Raw genomic sequence first — 20,894 nt, 5'->3', positions numbered from 1 at the left:
GCATGACCGCACGTATGGACAAACGCTTCGCCGATCTTAAGGCGGAAGGCCGGCCGGCACTCGTCACCTATTTCATGGGAGGCGACCCCGACTACGAAACCTCGCTCGGCATCATGAAGGCTCTGCCGGAAGCGGGTTCCGATGTTATTGAACTCGGCATGCCGTTCTCCGATCCGATGGCCGATGGTCCGGCGATCCAGATGGCTGGCCAGCGCGCTCTGAAGGGCGGCCAGACGCTGAAGAAGACGCTGCAGCTTGCCAGCGATTTCCGCAAGACGGACGATGCGACGCCGATCGTAATGATGGGCTATTACAACCCGATCTATGTCTACGGCGTGGAGAAGTTCCTCGACGACGCGCTGGCAGCCGGCATCGATGGCCTCATCGTCGTCGACCTTCCACCCGAGATGGATGACGAACTCTGCATCCCTGCGATCAAGAAGGGGATCAACTTCATTCGCCTGGCGACGCCGACGACCGACGAAAAGCGCCTGCCGACCGTTCTTCGGAACACGTCCGGCTTCGTCTATTATGTTTCGATGACTGGTATCACTGGCTCTGCTCTGCCGGATCCGTCTCTGGTCTCGGGCGCCGTCAAGCGCATCAAGCAGCACACCAACCTGCCTGTTTGCGTCGGCTTCGGCGTCAAGACCGCCGACCATGCAAAGGTCATTGGCAGCTCGGCCGATGGCGTGGTTGTCGGCACAGCAATTGTCAATCAGGTGGCAACGAGCCTCACCAAGGATGGGAAGGCGACAGCCGATACCGTCCAGGCCGTCGCCACCCTCGTTCGTGGACTGTCAACGGGTACACGTTCGGCGCGCCTTGTTGCTGCCGAATAATTTCCCCACATTGGCAAGAGTCAATCAGGAGTTTTCGACTTGAACTGGATCACCAACTACGTCCGCCCCCGCATCAATTCCATGCTGGGCCGCCGCGAAGTGCCGGAGAACCTCTGGATCAAGTGCCCGGAAACGGGTGAGATGGTCTTCCATAAGGATCTGGAAGACAACAAGTGGGTCATTCCGGCCTCCGGTTATCACATGAAGATGCCGGCAAAGGCTCGCCTTGCCGACCTTTTCGACGATGGCGTCTATGAGGCTCTGCCGCAGCCAAAGGTCGCCCAGGATCCGCTGAAATTTCGTGATTCCAAGAAATACACGGACCGTCTGAAGGACAGCCGCATCAAGACCGAGCAGGAAGACACCATTCTCGCTGGCGTCGGCAAGATGCGCGGCCTGAAGATCGTCGCGGTCGTTCATGAGTTCAACTTCATGGGCGGTTCGCTCGGCATTGCCGCGGGCGAGGCGATCGTCAAGGCGTTCGAACGCGCCATTGCGGAGAAGTGCCCGCTGGTCATGTTCCCGGCATCTGGTGGTGCCCGCATGCAGGAAGGTATCCTGTCGCTGATGCAGCTGCCACGGACGACCGTGGCGGTAGACATGCTGAAGGAAGCAGGACTGCCTTACATCGTCGTGCTGACCAATCCGACCACTGGCGGTGTTACCGCGTCCTACGCGATGCTCGGTGACCTGCATCTGGCCGAACCCGGGGCTGAAATCTGCTTCGCCGGGAAGCGCGTTATCGAGCAGACGATCCGCGAGAAGCTTCCGGAAGGCTTCCAGACCTCCGAGTATCTGCTGGAACACGGCATGGTGGACATGGTGGTCAAGCGCCACGATATTCCGGATACGCTCGCGCGCGTCTTGAAGATCCTGACGAAGAAGCCGGTTGCGAACCTATCCAAGGAAAACAGCGGGACGCTTGCTATCGCTGCAAGCGCCTGACAGAACCCATCACAGGCGGGGTGAGCGATGATACCCAGGGGCCAAGCCGTAGTGAGTGAAGCAGCACAGGAAATCGACAAGCTCTTGGGCCTGCATCCCAAGGGCTTCGATCTATCACTGGATCGCATTACCCGACTGCTTTCCGTCCTCGGGGATCCGCAGAAGAAATTGCCGCCTGTCATTCATGTGGCGGGCACGAACGGCAAGGGGTCCGTGACGGCGTTTTGCCGGGCTTTGCTGGAAGCCGGTGGCTACAGCGCGCATGTCCATACCTCTCCGCATCTCGTCAACTGGCACGAACGCTATCGGATCGGCGCCAAGGGCGGTCGCGGGCAATTGGTGGACGATGCGGTCTTCGCCGAGGCGGTGCGGCGCGTGGCGGCCGCCAATGACGGGCAGAAGATCACCGTTTTCGAGATCCTCACCGCAGTCACTTTCATTCTGTTCTCAGAGCATCGGGCCGATGCCGCGATCATCGAGGTTGGTCTCGGCGGTCGTTTCGACGCGACGAACGTCATCTCCGACCCGGCCGTTTCGGTCATCATGCCGATTTCCTTGGATCATCAGCCTTACCTCGGCGATCGCGTCGAACTGATCGCGGCAGAAAAAGCCGGTATCATGAAGCGCGGGCACCCTGTTGTGATCGGCAAGCAGGAATATGATGCCGCGCTCGACGTGCTGATGTCTACCGCCGAACGGCTGAACTGCCCGACCGCAGTCTTCGGCCAGGACTACATGGCGCATGAGGAATATGGGCGTCTCGTCTATCAGGACGAGTTCGGTCTCGCCGACCTGCCATTGCCCCGCCTTCCCGGCCGCCACCAATATGCCAATGCCGCCGCTGCGATCCGCGCCGTCAAGGCCGCCGGCTTTGCGGTCACCGAAACGATGATGGAAAAGGCGCTGCTGTCGGTCGAGTGGCCGGGCCGTCTCCAGCGTCTGAACGACGGCAATCTGATGGCCAGTGCTCCGGCTAAAGCGGAGATCTGGGTCGATGGCGGCCACAACCCCGGCGCCGGTGAAGTTATCGCCGAGGCCATGGCGAATTTCGAGGAAAAGCAGCCGCGCCCGCTCTTCCTGATCATCGGCATGATCAACACCAAGGATCCGGTTGGCTACTTCAAGGCTTTCAAGGGATTGGCCGAGAAGGTCTATTGCGTGCCGATCCGCGGCAGCGACGCGATGATCGATCCGGTGATCCTTGCAAACGCCGCCTATGATGCCGGCCTCGTCGCGGAACCGATGTCGACGGTCAGCGATGCGTTGGAGGCGATCAAGGAGGGCGCCTTTGAACAGGACCACCCACCGCGCATCCTGATCGGCGGCTCTCTCTATCTCGTCGGCGATGTGCTTGCCGACAACGGGACGCCCCCGAAATGAAAAAAGCCCGGTCGAATGCCGGGCTTTTTCCTATCTGCTTATGGATAAATTAAGCGGCGCTCGAGATCCAGCTCGAAAGAGCGGTCTTCGGGGCAGCGCCAACTTTGATGTCAGCAACTTCGCCGGCCTTGAACATGGCGAGCGTCGGAATGGAACGGACGCCAAACTGGGCGGCGAGTTCCGGGTTTTCATCGATATTGAGCTTGGCGACCTTCACCTTGCCCTGAAACTCGACAGCGAGTTCTTCGAGGCTGGGGGCGATCATCTTGCACGGGCCGCACCATTCAGCCCAGAAATCGACGACGACGGGTTCTGCGGATTCCAGAACTTCCGACTGGAAGTTGTTGATATCGACTTTTACGGTAGCCATAGGCTGCTCCTTTACGGATTCCTGTTGAAATACATGTGAGCGTGCGGTGCGGGAATTTCAATGCCCGTATTTCACTTTGTCTCGAGTTGCGCAAGCGCCGACGCCAATGCATCCGGCGTCAGAATGTGAACCGAAGCATTTTCAGTGTAGACAAGGACGCAATCGACGCGCTTGCCGGGATAGAGCGGCGCCAGGATCTCGCGATAAATCGTAAGCTGCGCCTTGTGTGCAAATGGGATGGCCTCTGCCGTCTGCGGCGGGACGCGATTGGTCTTGTAGTCCAGCACGACGACGCGATCGTCGAAGACCGCCATTCTGTCCACACGGCCGGAAACGGCATAGTCCTGGCCGGCGATCGTCAGCGTCCCCATGACGGAGACCTCAGCCTGTGCATGAGTCGAGAAGACGGCTTCGAGGTCGGCTGCGCCCAATAGCTTCAGGACCGAGTCGACCAATTGCCGCCGCTCTGCTTCGGGCCAGAATGGCGCCGCACGCTTGGCGTATCGTGATGCTGCATCTGGCTGATCGCCGCGCGGCACATCCGGCAGCACCTGCAACATGCGGTGGAGGAGCCGCCCTTTTTGCAGCGAGCGATCCGGCTTTCCCGTTTCCGTGAAAAGCGGGGAGGCGACGAGGAGGTCATCGGCGCCATCGTCGATGATCGTTCCGACGCCGGATGGGCTGAGCGGGCGCGGCAATTGCCTGCGCGGTGGCAGTGGCCTGTCGAGGCCAGGCGGGACCGTCTGTTGTCTGGCGGTCTCCGCGCTGCGTTCAAGGCGCTCGAACCTTCTCTCTATCCGTGGTACGCGCCATTCGATGCCAGCCCATGTCCCGTCAGGCCCAGAAAATGTCGCAGCAGATACATGCGGATGGCTGTCGGTCATCGCAGCGGAAATCATGGCATGCCAGGTATCGGTGTTGGGACGAATGCCCCTGTAGCCGCAAACGGTAAGGCGATCGGCGGCCCGGGTCATCGCAACATAGAGCAGCCGGCGATATTCCTGTTCCGCCAGCGATTGGATGCGCGTCGCGTCGGCCTGGGTCAGCGAGTTGCTGAGATCGCCGATCGGAACCCATGCCGGCATGGGCGGCTCGCCGCTCCCCTGTTCAAGCAGCCGCAGCTTCGGCATGTGCGAATGGGTGAAGGCCTTCGAGCCGCCGTCGACGAGGAACACGATCGGTGCCTCTAAGCCCTTTGAGGCGTGGACTGTCATGATCCGGACTTCATTCCGGCCTTTGTCCTGCTCACGCTTCACCTCCGGTGCTTCGATTTCAAGCGTCGAAATGAAGGATTGCAGGCCGGGCAGGCCCGAGCTTTCGTGATCAAGCGCGAATGTCAGGAATTCATCGAGAATATCGCTGACCTCGGTTCCGAGCCGGGCAAGGAATTGTCGTCGGCCGCCGTGGCATCCGAGAACACGAGCATAGAAATCGTGAACCGACAGCGTCTCGGATTCGTCCAGGAAGAGCCTGAGGCGAGAGACGGCTGTTTCAAAGCGCGCATTTCCATCAGCGGCGAACTTCTGCACGTGAGCCCAGGCACTCTCGCCCTCCGTACGCAGGGCGGCAATTGCGAAGACGTCGTCTTCGCTCAGATCGAGAAGCGGGCTCTTCATCAGCGCTGCCAAGGAGAGGTCGTCCTCGGGCAACAGTAGAAAGCGGCCGAGCGCCACGAGGTCCTGCACGGCAATGTGGCTCGTCAGGCGCAGGCGGTCGGCGCCTGCAACCGGTATGTCGCCGCGTCGCTTCAAGGCGCGTGTCAGCGCGTTGACGAAGGCGTCGCGCTTGCGCACGAGGACGAGGATATCGCCGGCCTCGATCAGTCGCTCCTTGCCCTTCTCGACGATCGTTTCCTTGCCCACCAGATTGCCGATCGCATGAGCAATGCGACGGGCGAGAACGGATGCTGGGGCGCTCTCCGGCGTGGCGTCAAAGGGTGCGGTCCAATCTTCTTCCTTGATCGTCGCTTCAGGCGCGACCATCTCCCAGAGATCGACTGCGCCCGGGTGGCCTATGCGGTTAGAACGGTGCACCACCGGCTCGCCTGCCGCACTTAACCCGCGGGCATTTTCAGCCGGTGTGAAGATGTGGTCCACCGCGGCAAGGACATCCGAGGTCGATCGGAATGAGAGCGGCAGCCGCACCGTTGAGAAGGCGTGCCCGCTCTGCGAGACGCGCCGACGCGTCCGCTGGCTTTCTTCTGAAAAGCGTTCGGGCCGAGCGCCCTGGAAAGAATAGATCGATTGCTTTTCGTCGCCGACGGCAAAAAGGGTACGCACCACATTGCGGGCGCTCTCGCCGGAAAAGAAATCCTCGGCCAGCGACTGGATCACGCTCCACTGGATTGGACTTGTATCCTGTGCCTCGTCGACAAGGATATGGTCGATCCCTTGGTCGAGCTTGTAGTGGATCCAGGGGCCAACGTCGCTTTTGTGCAAGAGTTCGGAAGTCCGCGTTATCAGATCCTCGAAATCGAGTTGGCTGCGCTGCTTCTTGAGGTCGTCGTAGTCTTTGTTGAGGCGGTCGGCGAGGATCAGCGCTGCGCGTGTTGCCTCGTACATGCGGGCCGTTTTCAACCGATCCCGACACAATACCACGTGCGCTCGGGCCGTTGCCACGGCATCGATGAGCTCCGGTGCTTCAGTCAGCATGGCCTTCACGAAAAACTGCGAATCCGCCTTTGGTTCAGCCTTTACGGTAAGGAAGATTCTCTCCAGCACCGACGCCCGGCGCGCGGGGTCTCGTTCGCGCGCTGCCGACCGCAAGCCGGCTGCGATATCGTGCGCCTTTGCCCCGCCTTTCTGATCCGCAAGGTCTAGGTACCGGTCGAGCACCCCGCCGCGCAGACCAGGAAGCGGCCAATACGACTCGGCGATCACGGTCGCAGTATCGTCTTCAGAGAGGTGAAGCTTCGTGCGCAGTACCGCATCGAGGCCACCCTTCCGCTCCGCATCCTGCGTGAAAGTGCGGATCGCAGTGCGGTTCGCGATGATTTCTTCAAGAAGGTTTTCGAGGCCTGGCTCATCGCCGAGATTGAGCACGTAAGCAAAGGCGTCCGCGAGCGCCGGATCGTCCTCCGGTGTAGTGGCCGTAAGCAGCGATCGCCGTGCATCCGAAAGAAGCGTCGCGGCAGCCCGATCGTCGAGCACGGAAAAGTGGCCGGCGACGTTAGCTTCTAACGGAAACTGGTGCAGCAAAGCTTCGCAAAACGCGTGAATGGTCTGGATCTTCAGCCCGCCCGGCGTTTCCAGTGCTTTTGCAAAGAGGCGCCTCGCCTCCGCAAGCTTCACCCTATCCGGCGCCTTGCCTTCGATCCGCGTGATGCGTTCTTCAAGTTCCGTGTTCGGCAGAACCGCCCACTCGGCAAGCCGCTCGAAAACGCGGTTCGACATTTCGGAGGCTGCCGCCTTCGTATAGGTCAGGCAGAGGATTGCTGACGGACGTGCTCCGGCCAGCAGGAGCCGGATAACACGCTGCGTCAGGACGTGCGTTTTTCCGGAGCCGGCATTGGCGGAAACCCAGGCTGAGCGTTGCGGATCGGATGCGATCGATTGCTGGATGGTCGTCCAACTCGTCCAGGCAACGGGATCATCGCCCTCAGGCAGCGTTGCGTCGTCATTCATCGCCGGTTTCCTCGTCGCTCTCTGCGGCAGACCATTCGGAAACGCGCGCCAGATGATCGTAATCACCACCGAAATCGAACTGCTGTGCCGGCACAAGCCGCGAGGTGAAGCCCTTTTCGCCTGACTGCAGGAGCGAGACGAACTTTATGAGTTGGTCGATCGAGTCGGTGGCTAGGTCCATGGCCGACTTTGCCTTGTCGGTTCTGGTCGAAGTCTCGTTGTTGACGGTGTCGACCTTAAAGCGATTGCCCGGCCGCAGGCGCACGTAGAGTAGATCTTGTGGAACAAGACTGCCAGCATCTCGGAAGGCGCCGGCGTGAAGCGCGGCGGCCTCCAGTGCCAGCTGGGGATCAAGAAGCGCGCGTGCCTGAGGGGCGGAGGGATTGTATCCGGTCTTGTAGTCGATGATGTCGGCGGTACCGCTGCCGGTGATGTCGATCCGGTCGGCGACGCCGCTCAGGCGGACATTGATCGCCTCCAACTCCACCCCGCCACGCACCTCGGTCAATGTTCTTCGAATGCCTGGCTGTCGCTGCGCCTCCCACTCGAGAAACGCGCGGGCAACTTCACGGAAACGCGGGCGCCAGACTGCATCGATATGTGCAGGAAGTTGCTCCGTATCGAAGAGTTCGTTCAGAATGTTCTCCATCGCCGTTTCAGCTGCCGGCGTTCCGGCAACGTGACCTTCACGGACGAAGCGGTCGATGATCTTGTGATAGAGCGTTCCTCGCTCCGCGGCGCCAGGGTCTCGATTGAACGGTGCTACCGGGTCAAGGCGCAGAACGCGGCGTGCATAGATTGCATAGGGGTCGCGACGAAGGCGCCCGACCTCGCTGAAAGAGTAGGACTTAGGCTGAATCTCCAGCGGCGGTATTGGACTTGGACGTTGCGCGGGCGCTTGGCTGTCGCCTTGGTCGATGAGGTTCGCCCAATGCACAAAATTGTCTCCGCGGGCCTTGAGCTGTGCCTCGAACTCGTGCCCGCCGAATGCGAGCAGCCGCTGCAACCAGCGCGACGCGACGGTTGGCGTCGAACCTTGTCGAAGGGCTCGCGAATAGATGAGATGGCGCGTGCCATTGGCCATTTCGAAATCGTGCGACAGCTGGCCGATGCGCCGTTCTGGAGGTTCCAGCCCGATCTCGGTCTTCATTGTCCGAGAAACGAAGGGGTTATTGGATGTTTGACCCGGCCATGAGCCTTCGTTCAGGCCGCCCAGGATCAATGTGTCTACGTTCTGCAGGCGCGCTTCTAGCGTGCCGAAGATGAAAATTCTCGGATGGCTTAGCGCCCGTGGCTTTACAGCCTGGCCAGCCAATAGCGCAGTGACGATGTCGATCCACTGCGGGCCATCCGCGTCGATCTGCCCTTCGGTTTCGATCACTTCGCCGAGCATCGACGCCAGGGTGTCGCCCGCTTCGCCGGACCAGAGACCAGCAAGATCGCCGCGCGCGTCGCGGGTTACCGCCTCCAATACGCGCCCGGTTCGCTCCCCCCAATCGGCGAGCCCAAAGCTGGCCGTTAGCCCCGGCTCTTCGGGAAGGCGCCGAACAAGCGCCGACGCTAGCGGTTCGGTCGCTTCGGCAACCCGTCGGGCAAGAGCACGCGCGTGGTCAATCGCATCGGCGGGAAGGGATTTTCGCCACTGCGGCGCGTGACGATCCAACGCCTGCTCAGACAGCTGCTGCTCAAGAAGCGGTTCCAACGCTGAGATGTCGACGTCGGCCACACCACCACGCAGTGCCAGCAGCTCCAGAGCTGCTACCGCTGCCACGTGCACGCCACGCTCCAGCCCAAAATGCGCCAGGGGATGCTTCAGCAATCCGACGATAGCGACGGGATCGCCAGGGCGAAGGGTTGCTTCCAGCAGCAGTTGCAACAGCGTTCCCTGTGGGGTGGCGGAAAGCGGCGTGCCTGCGGAATCGTCCGCAACGATGCCGAAACGCGATAGTTCCGTCGTCACGCGGCGGGCTAGGTTTCGATCCGGTGTGATCAATGCCGCCCGGCTCTCGCCGTCATTGCCGGGCGCGCGCTCGAGCGCCAAGCGGAGGGCGATTGCAATTGCAGTGGCTTCCTCGCGCTCATTGCCCGCCTCGATCAGCGAGACATCTGCAAATGCCGCTGAGATCGTAGCGTCGGATAGTTTCGCCTTCCATGTGCCCCAGTCGCTGGTTGCTTCGGCAGGGGAGAGCGCATGTGAGAGGATTTCGCTACGCTGTCGCAATTCCTCGGGCGGCGCGGCAAGCTGCACCACATCCTGCCGCGTCAATTTCAGTCGCTTTAGCAACTGCGCGAGGCCGTATTGCGAGTGGCTGCGGCTCGCCGGGTCGGCGGGCTGATCTATCCGAATGTCGGGCGCCACCATTCGCCAATGCTCATCCGGCATGCCGAGGTCGAGCCCCGGCAGAACGATGACGCCTTCCGGAAGGTTGGCGACCGCCGCGATAAGGTCGGCCGTCGCCGGCACAGAGCCTGTCGATCCTGCAATGATGATGGGTCCCATCGGCCGGGCTGTCGCCAGGCGATTTGCTTCGGCACGAAGAATTGCGTTGCGGTGTTTTGCGGGCGATGATTTGCCGAGCTCATTCAGCCGCTCCGGCCAGAAGGCGCTGGCAATCTGCAGGAACTCGGCCGTCAGTTGCCACCAAAGCGCATAGTCTTTCGCATTCAGGCGAGACAGTTCGTTCCAATCCCGATCCTCGGTCTCGATGGCGTCGATCAATTCCGCAAGATTGCGCGCAAGCCAAATGGCGTCGGCGGGGCTTGCGGGCGCGACGAGCGGCGAATCGGAATGGATGCTGCGCACAATCTCCGGCAGCTTGTTTCGCCAGGCGAGGATAAGGCGCGCGAGTTCCAGCAGGCGGGCGGTGTTGGATAACGGCTGAGCAAGATCCAGGGTCGCGGGCAGGGCTTCGTCGAAATAGCCGCTATCGTCGTCGGTCTCGCCGAGCGGTCGGATAACCGGGAGGATTGCGGATCGTCCGCCGAGGAGATCGACGAACTCCGAGCGGAGCACGCGTGCTGCGCGCCTCGTTGGCAGATAGATCGTGGTTTTCGAAAGCGATAGGGGATCGCCGGGATCATACCGGAAATGCGGTGTCAGTCGGCCGTCACAAAGGCTTTCGGCAAGGCTCTTCAGGAAGGGAAGCCCTGCGGGGATGCTCAAGACCCTCGGCCGGTGATGCTCGGCCATCCGTCATGCAAACGTCCGGTATCGCCGGATCGTTTCCTCCGCTTCACCAATCGCTTCCGGCGTGCCGACAGTAAGCCAGTGTCCTTCGAGTACGGTACCGTAGAGCCGGCCGCGAGCTATCGCCTTGTCAAAATAGAGATTGAGGTTGAATGGATCGGCTGGCGCGTCATCGAGAAACGACGTGTCCATTGCAATGGCGCCGGCATAGACAATTGGGCAGGGACCCGAGTCGAAGAAACGCGTCAACCGGCCATCCCGCGCCATGTTGAAGTCGTTCTTTCCGTTGTGCCCGGTCGTGTCTTCCAGTTTCACGCAAAGCATAGCCATGTCCATCTCTTCCGGTCGGAAGAATCCGGCTAAGCGTGTCAGGTTGCTGGGAACGCCGCGGCGTTCTCCGATCCAGAAGAGGTCGGCATTCGTGACAAAAACCTTGCCCGGATTAAGCAGCTTCAAGCCCTTCGCAAGGCCGCCGCCGTTGTTCAACAGCTTCTCGCGTTCGTCGGAGATGATGATCTCGAGGTCTTTGTATGAAGCCAGGTGCGCCAGCATCTGATCGGCGTGGTGATGAATATTGACCACGACCCTTTCGACACCGGCTTCCGCAAGCGAATCGAGCGCGTAATCGATCATCGCCTTGCCGTCGATCTTCACGAGCGGCTTCGGGATGGTGTCGGTGATCGGCCGCATGCGGGTTCCAAGACCTGCAGCGAGAACCATGGCTTGCTTGATGCTCATCTGATCCGAGAAATTATGATTCGCTTGGTACTATTCCAGCCCTTACGCACCAGTCGCGCAAGGGGGCAAGCGTTTCATGTTCCAGCGCAACGGAAAGATAGGACAGGGTGCGCGGCATATGCCTCATATAGCCAGGTTTTCCGTCTCGTTGCATCAAGCGAACCCAGAGGCCGGCAAGCTTGCAATTGCGTTGTGCAGACATGATTGCCCAACTCTTCAGGAAACGAGCCTCATCGAAGCCACCCTCTGTTCTGCGCAGAGATAGATAGTCGTCCATCAATTGCCGGAACAGATCGGGCGGGACCGTGACGCGCGCATCCTGCACGATTGAAGCGAGATCGTAGGCTGTGGGGCCGATCATCGCGTCCTGGAAATCAATCAGTCCGACGCGCGCTATCCCACGCTCGTTGTCGCGCCAGATAATGTTCGGCGAGTGGAAATCGCGGAGGAGAAGGCTTTTTTCGGAGGCTTCAAGTTCGTCGATCAGCCTGTCCCAGATCGCGAGGTATTCATCGCGCTCGGCGCCACTGGCGGCGGTACGGCCACGCTTCCAGGGCAAATGCCAATCGAGAACGAGACGTACCTCCATCTTCATCGCCGTCCGATCGAAGTCGGGGATGTGGTGGACGTGGCTGTCGGTGACGCGAATGTCCTGCGGGATCGTCAGCGAGTGCAGATGCGCCAGGCAGGCAACGCTCGCCCGGTAGCGGTCGGCGATGGGCTGACCTTGCAAATCCAGGACGCCGTCGGTGCCAAGGTCCTCCAGAAGCAGGATGCCTTGGTCGTAGTCGACCTGGTAGATCTCCGGTGCAGCAAAACCCTCCTGTCGGAGCACATTGGCAATGGCAACGAAAGGATAGGCATTCTCGGCGATATGCGCGACCTTCGGATATGGCTTGCCATCCAGGACCGGCGGCCCTTCCGGCAACGGTGGCCAATCCATCAGCACGCGTCGATTCCCATCACCGGCATAGACTGCCTCGTAGGCTCGAAGCGAGGCATCGCCTGTCAGAAAACGACGCTTCGCATTGGTGTATCCCGCTGTATCGATGAAATCACGTATGGCCAGGACGCGTCGGATCCGGGCAGCCTGTTTTTCCGGGGCCGCAATGGTCACCCTTCGACCCAGGCCCTCGTGCTCCAGCTTGAGCGCAATGCGGTCTGCCGGCAGCTCGTCGCTTGCCATCTCAGGCCACTCGACGAGGCAGATGCCGTCCTGGAGTGCTTCGTCGAAGCCGAGTTCGGTGAGTTCGGCCGGATCGCCGAGACGGTACAGGTCGAAATGCGCGACCGGTATGCGCAGGTCGTAGGCTTGCACCAGGGTGAAGGTGGGGCTTGGCACGTCGAGTTCGTCATCATCCGCCATCGCACGCAGGAATGCGCGCGCGAGCGACGATTTCCCGGCCCCGAGGTCGCCCGAAAGGGCAAGGCATTCGCCGCGTTTCAGCGCCAACGCCAGGTCCTCTCCAAAGCGGATTGTTTCCGCCTCATCCTTCAGGAAGAGAGAAATGACAGGAGTGCCCGACATCATTCGGCTGCGACGGACGTCGGAAGATCGACCGAAGGAATCCGGCAGGTCACGATCGTGCCCTTGCCCGGCTGGCTGTCAATGGTGACCGTCCCATGGTGAAGGCTGACAAAGCTGTCGACGATCGACAGCCCAAGTCCCGCGCCGCCCCTCTTGCCGCTCTTAGCGCCGGTCGCGAATCGATCAAACACATTGGCGATCATATCCTGCGAAATACCAGGACCGCGATCGCTGACGGAGAAGACGAAATCCATCCCTTCACGCCGGCATTCGAGCGAGATTGACGAACCTTCCGGAGAGAAATTGGCTGCGTTGGAGAGCAGCTTGACGAGGATCTGCTTCAGTCTTTGCGGGTCAGCGACGATCGAGCCCAGATGCGCCGGAGCGGTAATCTCCAGCGTCACGCCGCTTTCCTGCAGCCTGTCGGCAATCTGCATCGATACGTCGTCGAGCAGGTCGCCAAGATCAATCGACGAGTAGCTCAGCCGCATGATTCCGGCGTCGACCGTGGCAAGATCGAGGATGTCGTTGACCAGCGTCAGCAGCACCGAAGAAGAGGTCGAGATGTGATCGATATATTCAGCCTGCCGGTCGTTCAGCGGTCCGAGTCCCGGCGTGCGCAGCAGGTCGGTAAAACCAATAATGTTGGTCAGCGGCGAGCGCAGCTCATACGAGACATGCTGGACGAAGTCGTTCTTAAGCTCGTCTGCCTTGCGCAGTGCTTCGTTCTTTTCCGTCAGGGCGCGCTCAGCACGGACGCTGTCGGTCATGTTGACGAAGGTCAGCATCGTCTGCGCATTCGGCAGCGGGATGACAGCATAGTCGAGCACGAGACCCGAGAACAGCTCGAGCGTTCCCTGGCTCGAGCGGCGCTCGTCGTCGAAGCTGGTGATCAGCTCAGCGAAGGTCCTCCATCCGTCCGGACGGTCATATGATTGAGAGCACGCCTCGCCAAGGGCGCGGATATGCGTGCCGGGCTTGGCCTCCGCTTCCGTGATTCCCCAGAGCGCACGGAAGGCGGGATTGGAAAGGCGCATGCGCCCATCAGGTCCAAAGACGGCAACGCCTTCCGAAAGGTGGTCAATCGTCTCGCCCTGCACCTTGAGAAGCGTGTTGTAGCGCGTCTCGAGGTCGACCTGCTCGGTGAGGTTTTCGAATACCCAGGTGGCACCGCCTTGCGGATGCGCTGTCGCGAATACGCGGAGCGTCTGGCCGTTAGGCAGGTGCCACAAATCCGATTGGGTATCGATCGCTCGATAGACAGAGAGCGCGGTTTCCTTCCAGGATTTCCAGTTCAGTTGGTCCGGCAGCTTCTTCGCGGCGCGCAGGCGCTCCAGCAATTCCGCATTGTCGGGCCGGCTCTCGAGGAAAGCGATATCAAGCTCCCAGAGCGAGACGAAGGCCTGATTGTAAAACTGCAGCCGTCGGTCGCCGTCGAAAATTGCAACGGGTGTTGCGAGATGGTCGAGTGTTTCGGCGTGGCTTTTCAGGGTCCGCTCAAGCTCGGCGCGAACAGTCTCGATGCCGGAAACGTCGACGGCAATGCCGGCGGAGCCGCTTGGGACCTTCACATCGACAACGTCGAAGAAGGTGCGGTTGCCGCGCACCACGGTCGAGATCTTGTCGTGGAATGGTGACTCGGCCGTCGCCGTGGCACGGATGCGCTCGCGGGCAACGGTGGTCAGGAACTCGCGGCCCTCGTTGACCGCCTGATCTGGCGTGGGCGCCTCGACCGCGTCGCCGTAAGCGTGATTGACCCAGGTCAGCCGACCTTCGGTGTCACGCTGCCATGCCGGAAGATCGATTGCGTCGAGCATGCTTTGAAACGCCGAGATCGAGGACAACAGTCTGTCCCGCTCGATCTTAAGCTCAGCAAGCTCGGCGCGAAGATTGTTCAGCGCTACAAAACGGACGAATGCGCGGCCTCCGGAAACCCGGCCTTGCGCTTCCAGGATCTCCTCCCGGTGAGTTTCAACGACCATGTCGAAGCTATGGGCTGCCCCGCGCAGACGGTCGATCGCGCGCTCGAGCTCAGATGCGGAGCGCGACTTCAGCCACAGGCCGAAGGCGAGGAATTCGTTGTCCTGCGGCGCACCGGTTTCGGGAGGCAGCTGACCGATAAGCTCAGGGCGCTCGTTGCCATCCCAGATCACGATCCGGCGATTCTTGTCTGCAATCAGTGCCTGATATTGCGAGATGCGCTGCTGCGCATCGGAGAGTGCCGAGCGGATCTCCCGGCTTTCGCTTTCCATATTCCCACGCTGCCGCACGACCCAAAGGGTGGAAAGCAGCGCGGCGGAGATCACGCCGATGACGACGGAAAGGCCGACAACCTGCGACGAGGTGAAAAGATGCGCGGATGTGACAGCCTCGGCTTCGACCTGCGCTAGAACCGGCTGCGCAATCGATGTCATTGCAGTGCCGGCCGCAAAAATCCGCGCCACATGAGCCAATAGTCCCGGCTTCTCGGCGACGGCCCTTGAAGTGCCGGCAGGTTTCCGTTCGCCCGAACGGAGCGGGCAGGGGTCAGCGTGAACGCCATCCTCTGCCTGTTCGACCAGGCTGTGCATCATTTCCAACATGCGCGGTATGTCTCCGTCCCTTAATGTGCCGCCATCACGACAAGACATCCCATTTTCGAAGCAAACGGACACGTCCGTGGCCACGAATCGAGTGTTAAAACAATACTTCGGAAGGGAATCTGCGGGAAGATGTGTGCCAAAAAATAAGGGCGACGCATTTGTCAATGCGACGCCCTCTAGATGTTGTGGATATTGATCTCGTGATTAATATCGGTAGTGGTCGGCCTTGAATGGGCCTTGTGGCTTCACGCCGATGTAGGAGGCCTGTTCTTCCGAAAGCTGCGTCAGCTTCACGCCAAGCTTGTCGAGATGAAGGCGTGCAACCTTCTCATCGAGATGCTTCGGCAGGATGTAGACCTGGTTCTGGTACTGGCCGGGCTTGGTGAAAAGCTCGATCTGGGCCAGCGTCTGGTTGGTGAAGGACGCGGACATGACGAATGACGGATGGCCGGTGGCGTTGCCGAGGTTGAGCAGGCGACCTTCAGACAGAAGGATGATGCGGTTGCCCTTCGGGAACTCGATGAGGTCGACCTGCGGCTTGATGTTGGTCCACTTGAGGTTACGCAGTGCCGCAACTTCGATTTCGTTGTCGAAGTGGCCGATGTTGCCGACGATTGCCATGTCCTTCATCTGACGCATGTGGTCGATGCGGATGACGTCCTTGTTGCCGGTCGTGGTGATGAAGATGTCTGCCGAAGACACCACGTCTTCGAGAGTGACGACTTCGAAACCGTCCATGGCAGCCTGCAGCGCGCAGATCGGATCCACTTCCGTGACCTTGACGCGGGCGCCAGCGCCCTGGAGCGAAGCAGCCGAGCCCTTGCCGACGTCGCCGTAGCCGCAGACCACGGCGACCTTGCCTGCCATCATCACGTCGGTGCCGCGGCGGATGCCATCGACCAGCGATTCCTTGCAGCCGTACTTGTTGTCGAACTTCGACTTGGTGACCGAGTCGTTGACGTTGATCGCCGGGAAGGGCAGGAGGCCCTTCTGGCTCAACTGATACAGACGGTTCACGCCGGTCGTGGTTTCTTCGGTTACGCCCTTGATCGCATCGCGCTGCTTGGTGAACCAGCCCGGCGAAGCGGCAAGACGCTTCTTGATCTGTGCGAAAAGGATTTCTTCTTCTTCGGAATGCGGCTTGGAGAGCACGTCCTCGCCGGCTTCGGCGCGGGCGCCGAGAAGGATGTACATGGTGGCGTCGCCGCCGTCATCGAGGATCATGTTGGAGAGGCCGCCATCGGCCCACTGGAAGATCTTGTCAGTGTAGACCCAGTAGTCTTCCAGCGACTCGCCCTTGATGGCGAAAACCGGAACGCCGGCAGCAGCGATTGCGGCTGCGGCATGATCCTGCGTCGAGAAGATGTTGCACGAAGCCCAGCGAACTTCGGCGCCGAGCGCGACCAACGTCTCGATGAGAACGGCCGTCTGGATCGTCATGTGCAGCGAGCCGGTGATGCGCGCGCCCTTCAGCGGCTTTGCTTCGCCGAATTCGGCGCGGCAGGCCATCAGGCCCGGCATCTCGGTTTCTGCGATCGTGATTTCCTTGCGGCCGAAGTCCGCGAGGCCGATGTCGGCGACGACATAATCTTTTTCAGTGCTCATTGGGTTCTCCAGGCTGAAAAGCGGCTCAAAATTCGAAGGCGCAAGCGTATGTGCGCCAGAAAGCATCCACGCGGCATGCGCGGCTAGGATGGCCGTTTAGCAGGCTTCTATGACGAAGGCAATAATGATATAAAGAAGTCTTTATATGTTTATATGAGCTGCAAGCGGCTCAAATTTCCTCGCCGAACCGGTTCTGGATCAGTTCGTCGAGAGCATCAAGCGCCTGTGCGGCCTGATTGCCGCTGGCGGAGACTAGGACGCTGGAACCGGGGCTCGCGGCCAGCATCATCAATCCCATGATCGATGTCCCGCCGACCGTCATTCCGTCTTTCGATACGGTGATCGCGGCATCGAAATTCTCGACCAGCTGTACGAACTTTGCCGAAGCGCGTGCGTGCAGTCCGCGCTTGTTGATGATCAGAATTTCTCGGGAGAGTGCCGTCATGGGCGCAATGTGCTCACTATTTGCCGCTGAGGACGCGGCTGGCGACGTTGATGTATTTCCGTCCGGCTTCGGACGCTTCGACAAGTGCCTTTTCCATATTGTTCTCGCCGCGTACCCCGGCAAGTTTGATCAGCATCGGCAGATTCATGCCAGCGATGACTTCGGTGTGGCCACTGCTCATGACGGATATTGCCAGGTTGGAGGGGGTGCCCCCGAACATGTCGGTGAGGATGACGACTCCGTGGCCGTCGTCGGCGCGTGACACTGCTTCCAGGATGTCTTGTCGCCTTTGATCCATGTCGTCTTCGGGACCGATACAGACCGTTTCGATGAATTTCTGAGGACCGACGACATGTTCGACCGCATGACGAAACTCTTCAGCCAGCTTGCCATGAGTGACAAGCACAAGTCCGATCATGATATTACTGCTCCTAGTGGCGTATGCAAACGGTGGCCCCAATATCGCAATGCAGCAATCGCGTCCACCGTGGGGGCACATCTTGGCGATGAAAAGCCGAAGTGCAAGACAAAAATACGACTTTTAGGGCAGGATTTGCCAATTTCGCGGGCATTACTGGCCAATATCGGGCGCTTTTGCCATCAGTATCGCCAGCGGCAACGGAGTATTAGCCAGCAGCCGAATGACCGGCAGATTTATGCTGCCAGCAATAGTTGTCTGCTCTCCTTCCGGCGGCAACCGTTTCTCTCCCGACGCGCTTGCCGGAAGCACAGCGTAATGCATCACGGCGCTTGCAATATGAGGTACTCGGACGATGCCGGTGCCGCGGAGTTCGATCAAACCGCAGATCGACGCGGGGCAGGTCGCAATCACGGTTTCGTCTCCTTTGGAGATGAGCACCTGATCGTCGGCGACGAGCACGGAATAGATGCCCATGCGCTGTGCTTCATTGATGCAGGCGAAGGCCAGCATCGACTTTCCCCAGCCGGAGGGACCCATGAAGAGAAGGCCGGTCGTGCCGACGACGATGGCCGTTGCGTGGATGTTTGAAGGCGCGCCCGTCATACGGTGGTATCGGCGGGAAGAGCGAGAATGAAGCGTGCTCCAAGCAGCTTCTCGCTCTCGGGATCGATAATGTTCTCCGCGCGCAGCGAACCACCATGCGCTTCGGCAATCTGGCGACTGATCGATAGGCCGAGGCCCGAATTCTGCCCGAAGCCTTCCGACTCCGGTCGGTCGGTATAGAAGCGCTCGAAGATGCGATCGATATTCTCTGCCTGGATGCCAGGGCCGTTGTCTTCGATATAGACAATGCAGCGCGAGCGGGTTCTGACCAGCCGCACGGTGATCTTGCCATCGTGTTCAGGAACGAAGGAGCGGGCGTTCTCGATGAGGTTGGTGACGACCTGCCCGATGCGCAAGTCGTGGCCGTTTACCACGAAGCGCGTCTTGACGCCCGGTTTGCGCTCGATCGCGAATTCGATCTGCACTTCCTTTTTGCGATTGCGGATTTGCCGCGACACGTCGATGAGGTCGCGAAGCAAAATCTCCAGATCGACCGAACCTGCATCGACCCGCGCCAATTCCGCATCGAGGCGGGAGGCGTCGGAAATGTCGCTGATCAGGCGGTCGAGGCGGCGAACATCGTGCTGGATAACATCGAGAAGCCGCTTTTTGGACTCGTCCGTTTTGGCGAGCGGTAGCGTCTCGACGGCGCTGCGAAGCGACGTCAGCGGGTTCTTCAGTTCGTGGCTGACGTCGGCCGCGAAGCTTTCGATCGCGTCGATGCGATCGTAGAGAGCCGTCGTCATCTCGCGCAGAGCAATGGAAAGGTTACCGATCTCGTCCTGACGTGCCGAAAAGTCCGGGATTTCCTCGCGCTCCCTCGCGCCGCGGCGGACACGAATGGCGGCCGCCGACAGACGCCGCAAGGGATTGGCGATCGTCGACGAGAGGACGAGAGACAAGAGAACGTTGACGAGGGTCGCGACCCCGAACACGCGCATGATGCCCAGGCGCTCGGCGTGGACGATGTTGTCGATATCTCCGGCCTGCGTCGACAATAGCAGCACGCCAAGGACGGCGCGGAAGCGCTGGATCGGAACGGCGACCGACACGATCAGCTCGCCCTTCTCGGTGGTGCGAACCACAGCGCCGCGCACGCCGGTCAGCGCGTTCATCACTTCCGGATAAATAGAGCCGTCGCCGCCCGGGGCTTCCTTGTAGAGAGGCAGATTTCCAGGCTGCAGGACCTTGTTGAAGATGGTCGTGAACCACTGGCCCCAGGTCTGTTCTTCGTCATCGACCGGCGGCAGATCAAAGCGCAGGACCTGACCGCGTGAATAGAGGTGGCGCGAATCGAGCAGCAGGTTGGCGTCAGCGTCGAAAATCCGCGCCCGGGTTCTGGTCGGCGAAATCAGACGGCGCAGGACCGGCGCGACCTTCTCCGGATCGATCGGGAACTCGAGGTCCTCGTCGTTCGGAACTGGCGTAATGCTCTGCCCGGCCTGCAGTTCGAGCAGCTTTTCCGGGTCGATGGTGATCGAGTTGGTGTCGACTGAGGCCGAGGCCGAGACGGCACCGGCGATGATTTCGCCCTGCGTCAGAAGGCTTTCGACGCGGGCATCGATCAGCCCTTCGCGAAACTGATTGAGATAGAGAATGCCACCGACGAGAACGACAAGCGCCGCGAGATTGAAGAACAGGATGCGACGCGTGAGGCTCGAAAAGACGGCGTTGCCGAAGATGCGGCGGATGATCGTGAAGGGATGCGACCAACGGCGTCCCCTGACGCGGCGGCTGCTTACGCCTTCCGCCTCATCCAGATCCCTTTCCTGCACCAACTGCGCCAACGATAGGCCCTTTCGGAGAGCGGGTCGCTTTCGCGATCACCACTCTCGACAATTCTCAGATGCCGCGCCGCTTGGGCGTCAGGCTGCTTCGCGGAAGCGGTATCCCACTCCGTAAAGCGTTTCAATCATATCAAAGTCGATATCGACCATCTTGAATTTCTTGCGAAGCCGCTTGATGTGGCTGTCAATGGTGCGATCGTCGACATAGACCTGCTCGTCATAAGCCGCGTCCATCAGCGCGTCACGGCTTTTGACGACCCCCGGACGCTGGGCCAACGAATGCAGGATGAGGAATTCGGTGACCGTTAGCGTCACCGGCTCGCCTTTCCAGGTGCAGGTGTGGCGTTCCTGGTCCATGACCAGCTGACCGCGCTCAAGTGAGCGAGCGAGCTGTTGTGCCGTGCCCGGCTTTGGAGCGGCACCGCCGGCTGCGGCGGCAGCCTCGCGGCTCGATGCACGGCGCAGAACAGCGCGCACCCGCTCGACCAGCAGGCGTTGTGAGAATGGCTTGGTAATAAAGTCATCCGCGCCCATCTTCAGGCCGAACAGCTCATCGATCTCCTCATCCTTAGAAGTGAGGAAGATGACCGGCATGTCGGATTTCTGTCGCAGGCGGCGCAGGAGTTCCATGCCGTCCATGCGCGGCATCTTGATGTCGAAGATGGCAAGCTGCGGCGGGCGGGCGAGAAGACCATCGAGGGCGGAAGCGCCGTCCGTATAAGTCTCGACCTTATATCCTTCAGCCTCAAGTGCGATCGACACCGAGGTGAGGATGTTGCGGTCGTCATCAACGAGCGCGATTGTCGGCATGGTATTCGTCTCCGTCATCTATGCGCGT

The 20,894-nt window shown here is 60.3% G+C and carries 15 protein-coding genes; 3 read left to right on the top strand and 12 right to left on the bottom strand.

Annotated features, from left to right (window positions below; genetic code table 11):
• Window positions 1-2: 2 nt before the first annotated feature.
• From trpA to IB248_RS24965, 3 genes are read left to right on the top strand one after another with little or no spacing between them, the layout of a single operon-like run.
• A complete protein-coding gene (gene trpA, locus IB248_RS24975; RefSeq protein WP_026372083.1) occupies window positions 3-842 on the top strand; it encodes a tryptophan synthase subunit alpha in 840 nt (279 codons plus the stop codon).
• 39 nt (window positions 843-881) lie between these two features.
• Entirely contained in the window at window positions 882-1,787 is a 906-nt protein-coding gene (gene accD, locus IB248_RS24970; protein ID WP_018859420.1) for an acetyl-CoA carboxylase, carboxyltransferase subunit beta, read from the top strand.
• A gap of 27 nt (window positions 1,788-1,814) precedes the next feature.
• The gene (locus tag IB248_RS24965; RefSeq protein WP_169683912.1) at window positions 1,815-3,167 is read left to right on the top strand and encodes a folylpolyglutamate synthase/dihydrofolate synthase family protein; all 1,353 of its coding nucleotides are present in this window, start codon (window positions 1,815-1,817) and stop codon (window positions 3,165-3,167) included.
• A gap of 49 nt (window positions 3,168-3,216) precedes the next feature.
• Here IB248_RS24965 and trxA read toward each other — a convergent pair whose 3' ends face one another.
• The 12 genes from trxA to IB248_RS24905 form a co-directional block, all read right to left on the bottom strand.
• A complete protein-coding gene (trxA, locus tag IB248_RS24960; RefSeq protein ID WP_007528746.1) occupies window positions 3,217-3,537 on the bottom strand; it encodes a thioredoxin in 321 nt (106 codons plus the stop codon).
• 71 nt (window positions 3,538-3,608) lie between these two features.
• Window positions 3,609-7,160 (bottom strand): double-strand break repair helicase AddA, encoded by a 3,552-nt coding sequence (gene addA / locus IB248_RS24955; RefSeq protein WP_192241839.1) that lies wholly within the window; start codon window positions 7,158-7,160, stop codon window positions 3,609-3,611.
• Window positions 7,153-10,350 carry a double-strand break repair protein AddB gene (addB, locus tag IB248_RS24950; RefSeq protein ID WP_192241838.1) on the bottom strand — a complete coding sequence of 1,066 codons (3,198 nt, stop codon included), beginning with the start codon at window positions 10,348-10,350 and terminating at the stop codon, window positions 7,153-7,155. Before addB ends, addA begins: the two co-directional genes overlap by 8 nt.
• Before the next feature lie 3 nt (window positions 10,351-10,353).
• On the bottom strand, window positions 10,354-11,085 hold the full coding sequence (locus tag IB248_RS24945; protein ID WP_018859424.1) for a nucleotidyltransferase family protein: 732 nt from the start codon (window positions 11,083-11,085) through the stop codon (window positions 10,354-10,356).
• 13 nt (window positions 11,086-11,098) lie between these two features.
• The gene (gene tsaE / locus IB248_RS24940; RefSeq protein WP_192241837.1) at window positions 11,099-12,613 is read right to left on the bottom strand and encodes a tRNA (adenosine(37)-N6)-threonylcarbamoyltransferase complex ATPase subunit type 1 TsaE; all 1,515 of its coding nucleotides are present in this window, start codon (window positions 12,611-12,613) and stop codon (window positions 11,099-11,101) included.
• The gene (locus tag IB248_RS24935; RefSeq protein ID WP_192241836.1) at window positions 12,613-15,195 is read right to left on the bottom strand and encodes a PAS domain-containing sensor histidine kinase; all 2,583 of its coding nucleotides are present in this window, start codon (window positions 15,193-15,195) and stop codon (window positions 12,613-12,615) included. Before IB248_RS24935 ends, tsaE begins: the two co-directional genes overlap by 1 nt.
• Window positions 15,196-15,399: 204 nt before the next feature.
• On the bottom strand, window positions 15,400-16,800 hold the full coding sequence (gene ahcY / locus IB248_RS24930; RefSeq protein WP_018859427.1) for an adenosylhomocysteinase: 1,401 nt from the start codon (window positions 16,798-16,800) through the stop codon (window positions 15,400-15,402).
• 169 nt (window positions 16,801-16,969) lie between these two features.
• Window positions 16,970-17,245, bottom strand: coding sequence for an HPr family phosphocarrier protein (locus IB248_RS24925; protein WP_018859428.1), 276 nt, complete (start codon window positions 17,243-17,245; stop codon window positions 16,970-16,972).
• A 16-nt stretch (window positions 17,246-17,261) separates the two neighbouring features.
• Complete coding sequence (locus IB248_RS24920; protein ID WP_007528763.1) at window positions 17,262-17,663, bottom strand: PTS sugar transporter subunit IIA; 402 nt, start codon at window positions 17,661-17,663, stop codon at window positions 17,262-17,264.
• 153 nt (window positions 17,664-17,816) lie between these two features.
• On the bottom strand, window positions 17,817-18,269 hold the full coding sequence (locus IB248_RS24915; protein WP_018859429.1) for a serine kinase of the HPr protein, regulates carbohydrate metabolism: 453 nt from the start codon (window positions 18,267-18,269) through the stop codon (window positions 17,817-17,819).
• The gene (locus tag IB248_RS24910) at window positions 18,266-20,029 is read right to left on the bottom strand and encodes a sensor histidine kinase (RefSeq protein WP_245268010.1); all 1,764 of its coding nucleotides are present in this window, start codon (window positions 20,027-20,029) and stop codon (window positions 18,266-18,268) included. Before IB248_RS24910 ends, IB248_RS24915 begins: the two co-directional genes overlap by 4 nt.
• A gap of 105 nt (window positions 20,030-20,134) precedes the next feature.
• Entirely contained in the window at window positions 20,135-20,866 is a 732-nt protein-coding gene (locus tag IB248_RS24905; protein ID WP_192241849.1) for a response regulator transcription factor, read from the bottom strand.
• Between the last annotated feature and the right edge of the window lie 28 nt (window positions 20,867-20,894).

The organism is Rhizobium sp. RHZ01 (assembly GCF_014851595.1).
In the GTDB taxonomy this organism is placed as follows: Bacteria; Pseudomonadota; Alphaproteobacteria; order Rhizobiales; family Rhizobiaceae; genus Rhizobium; species Rhizobium altiplani.
This window is presented reverse-complemented; position numbering and strand designations above follow the sequence as displayed.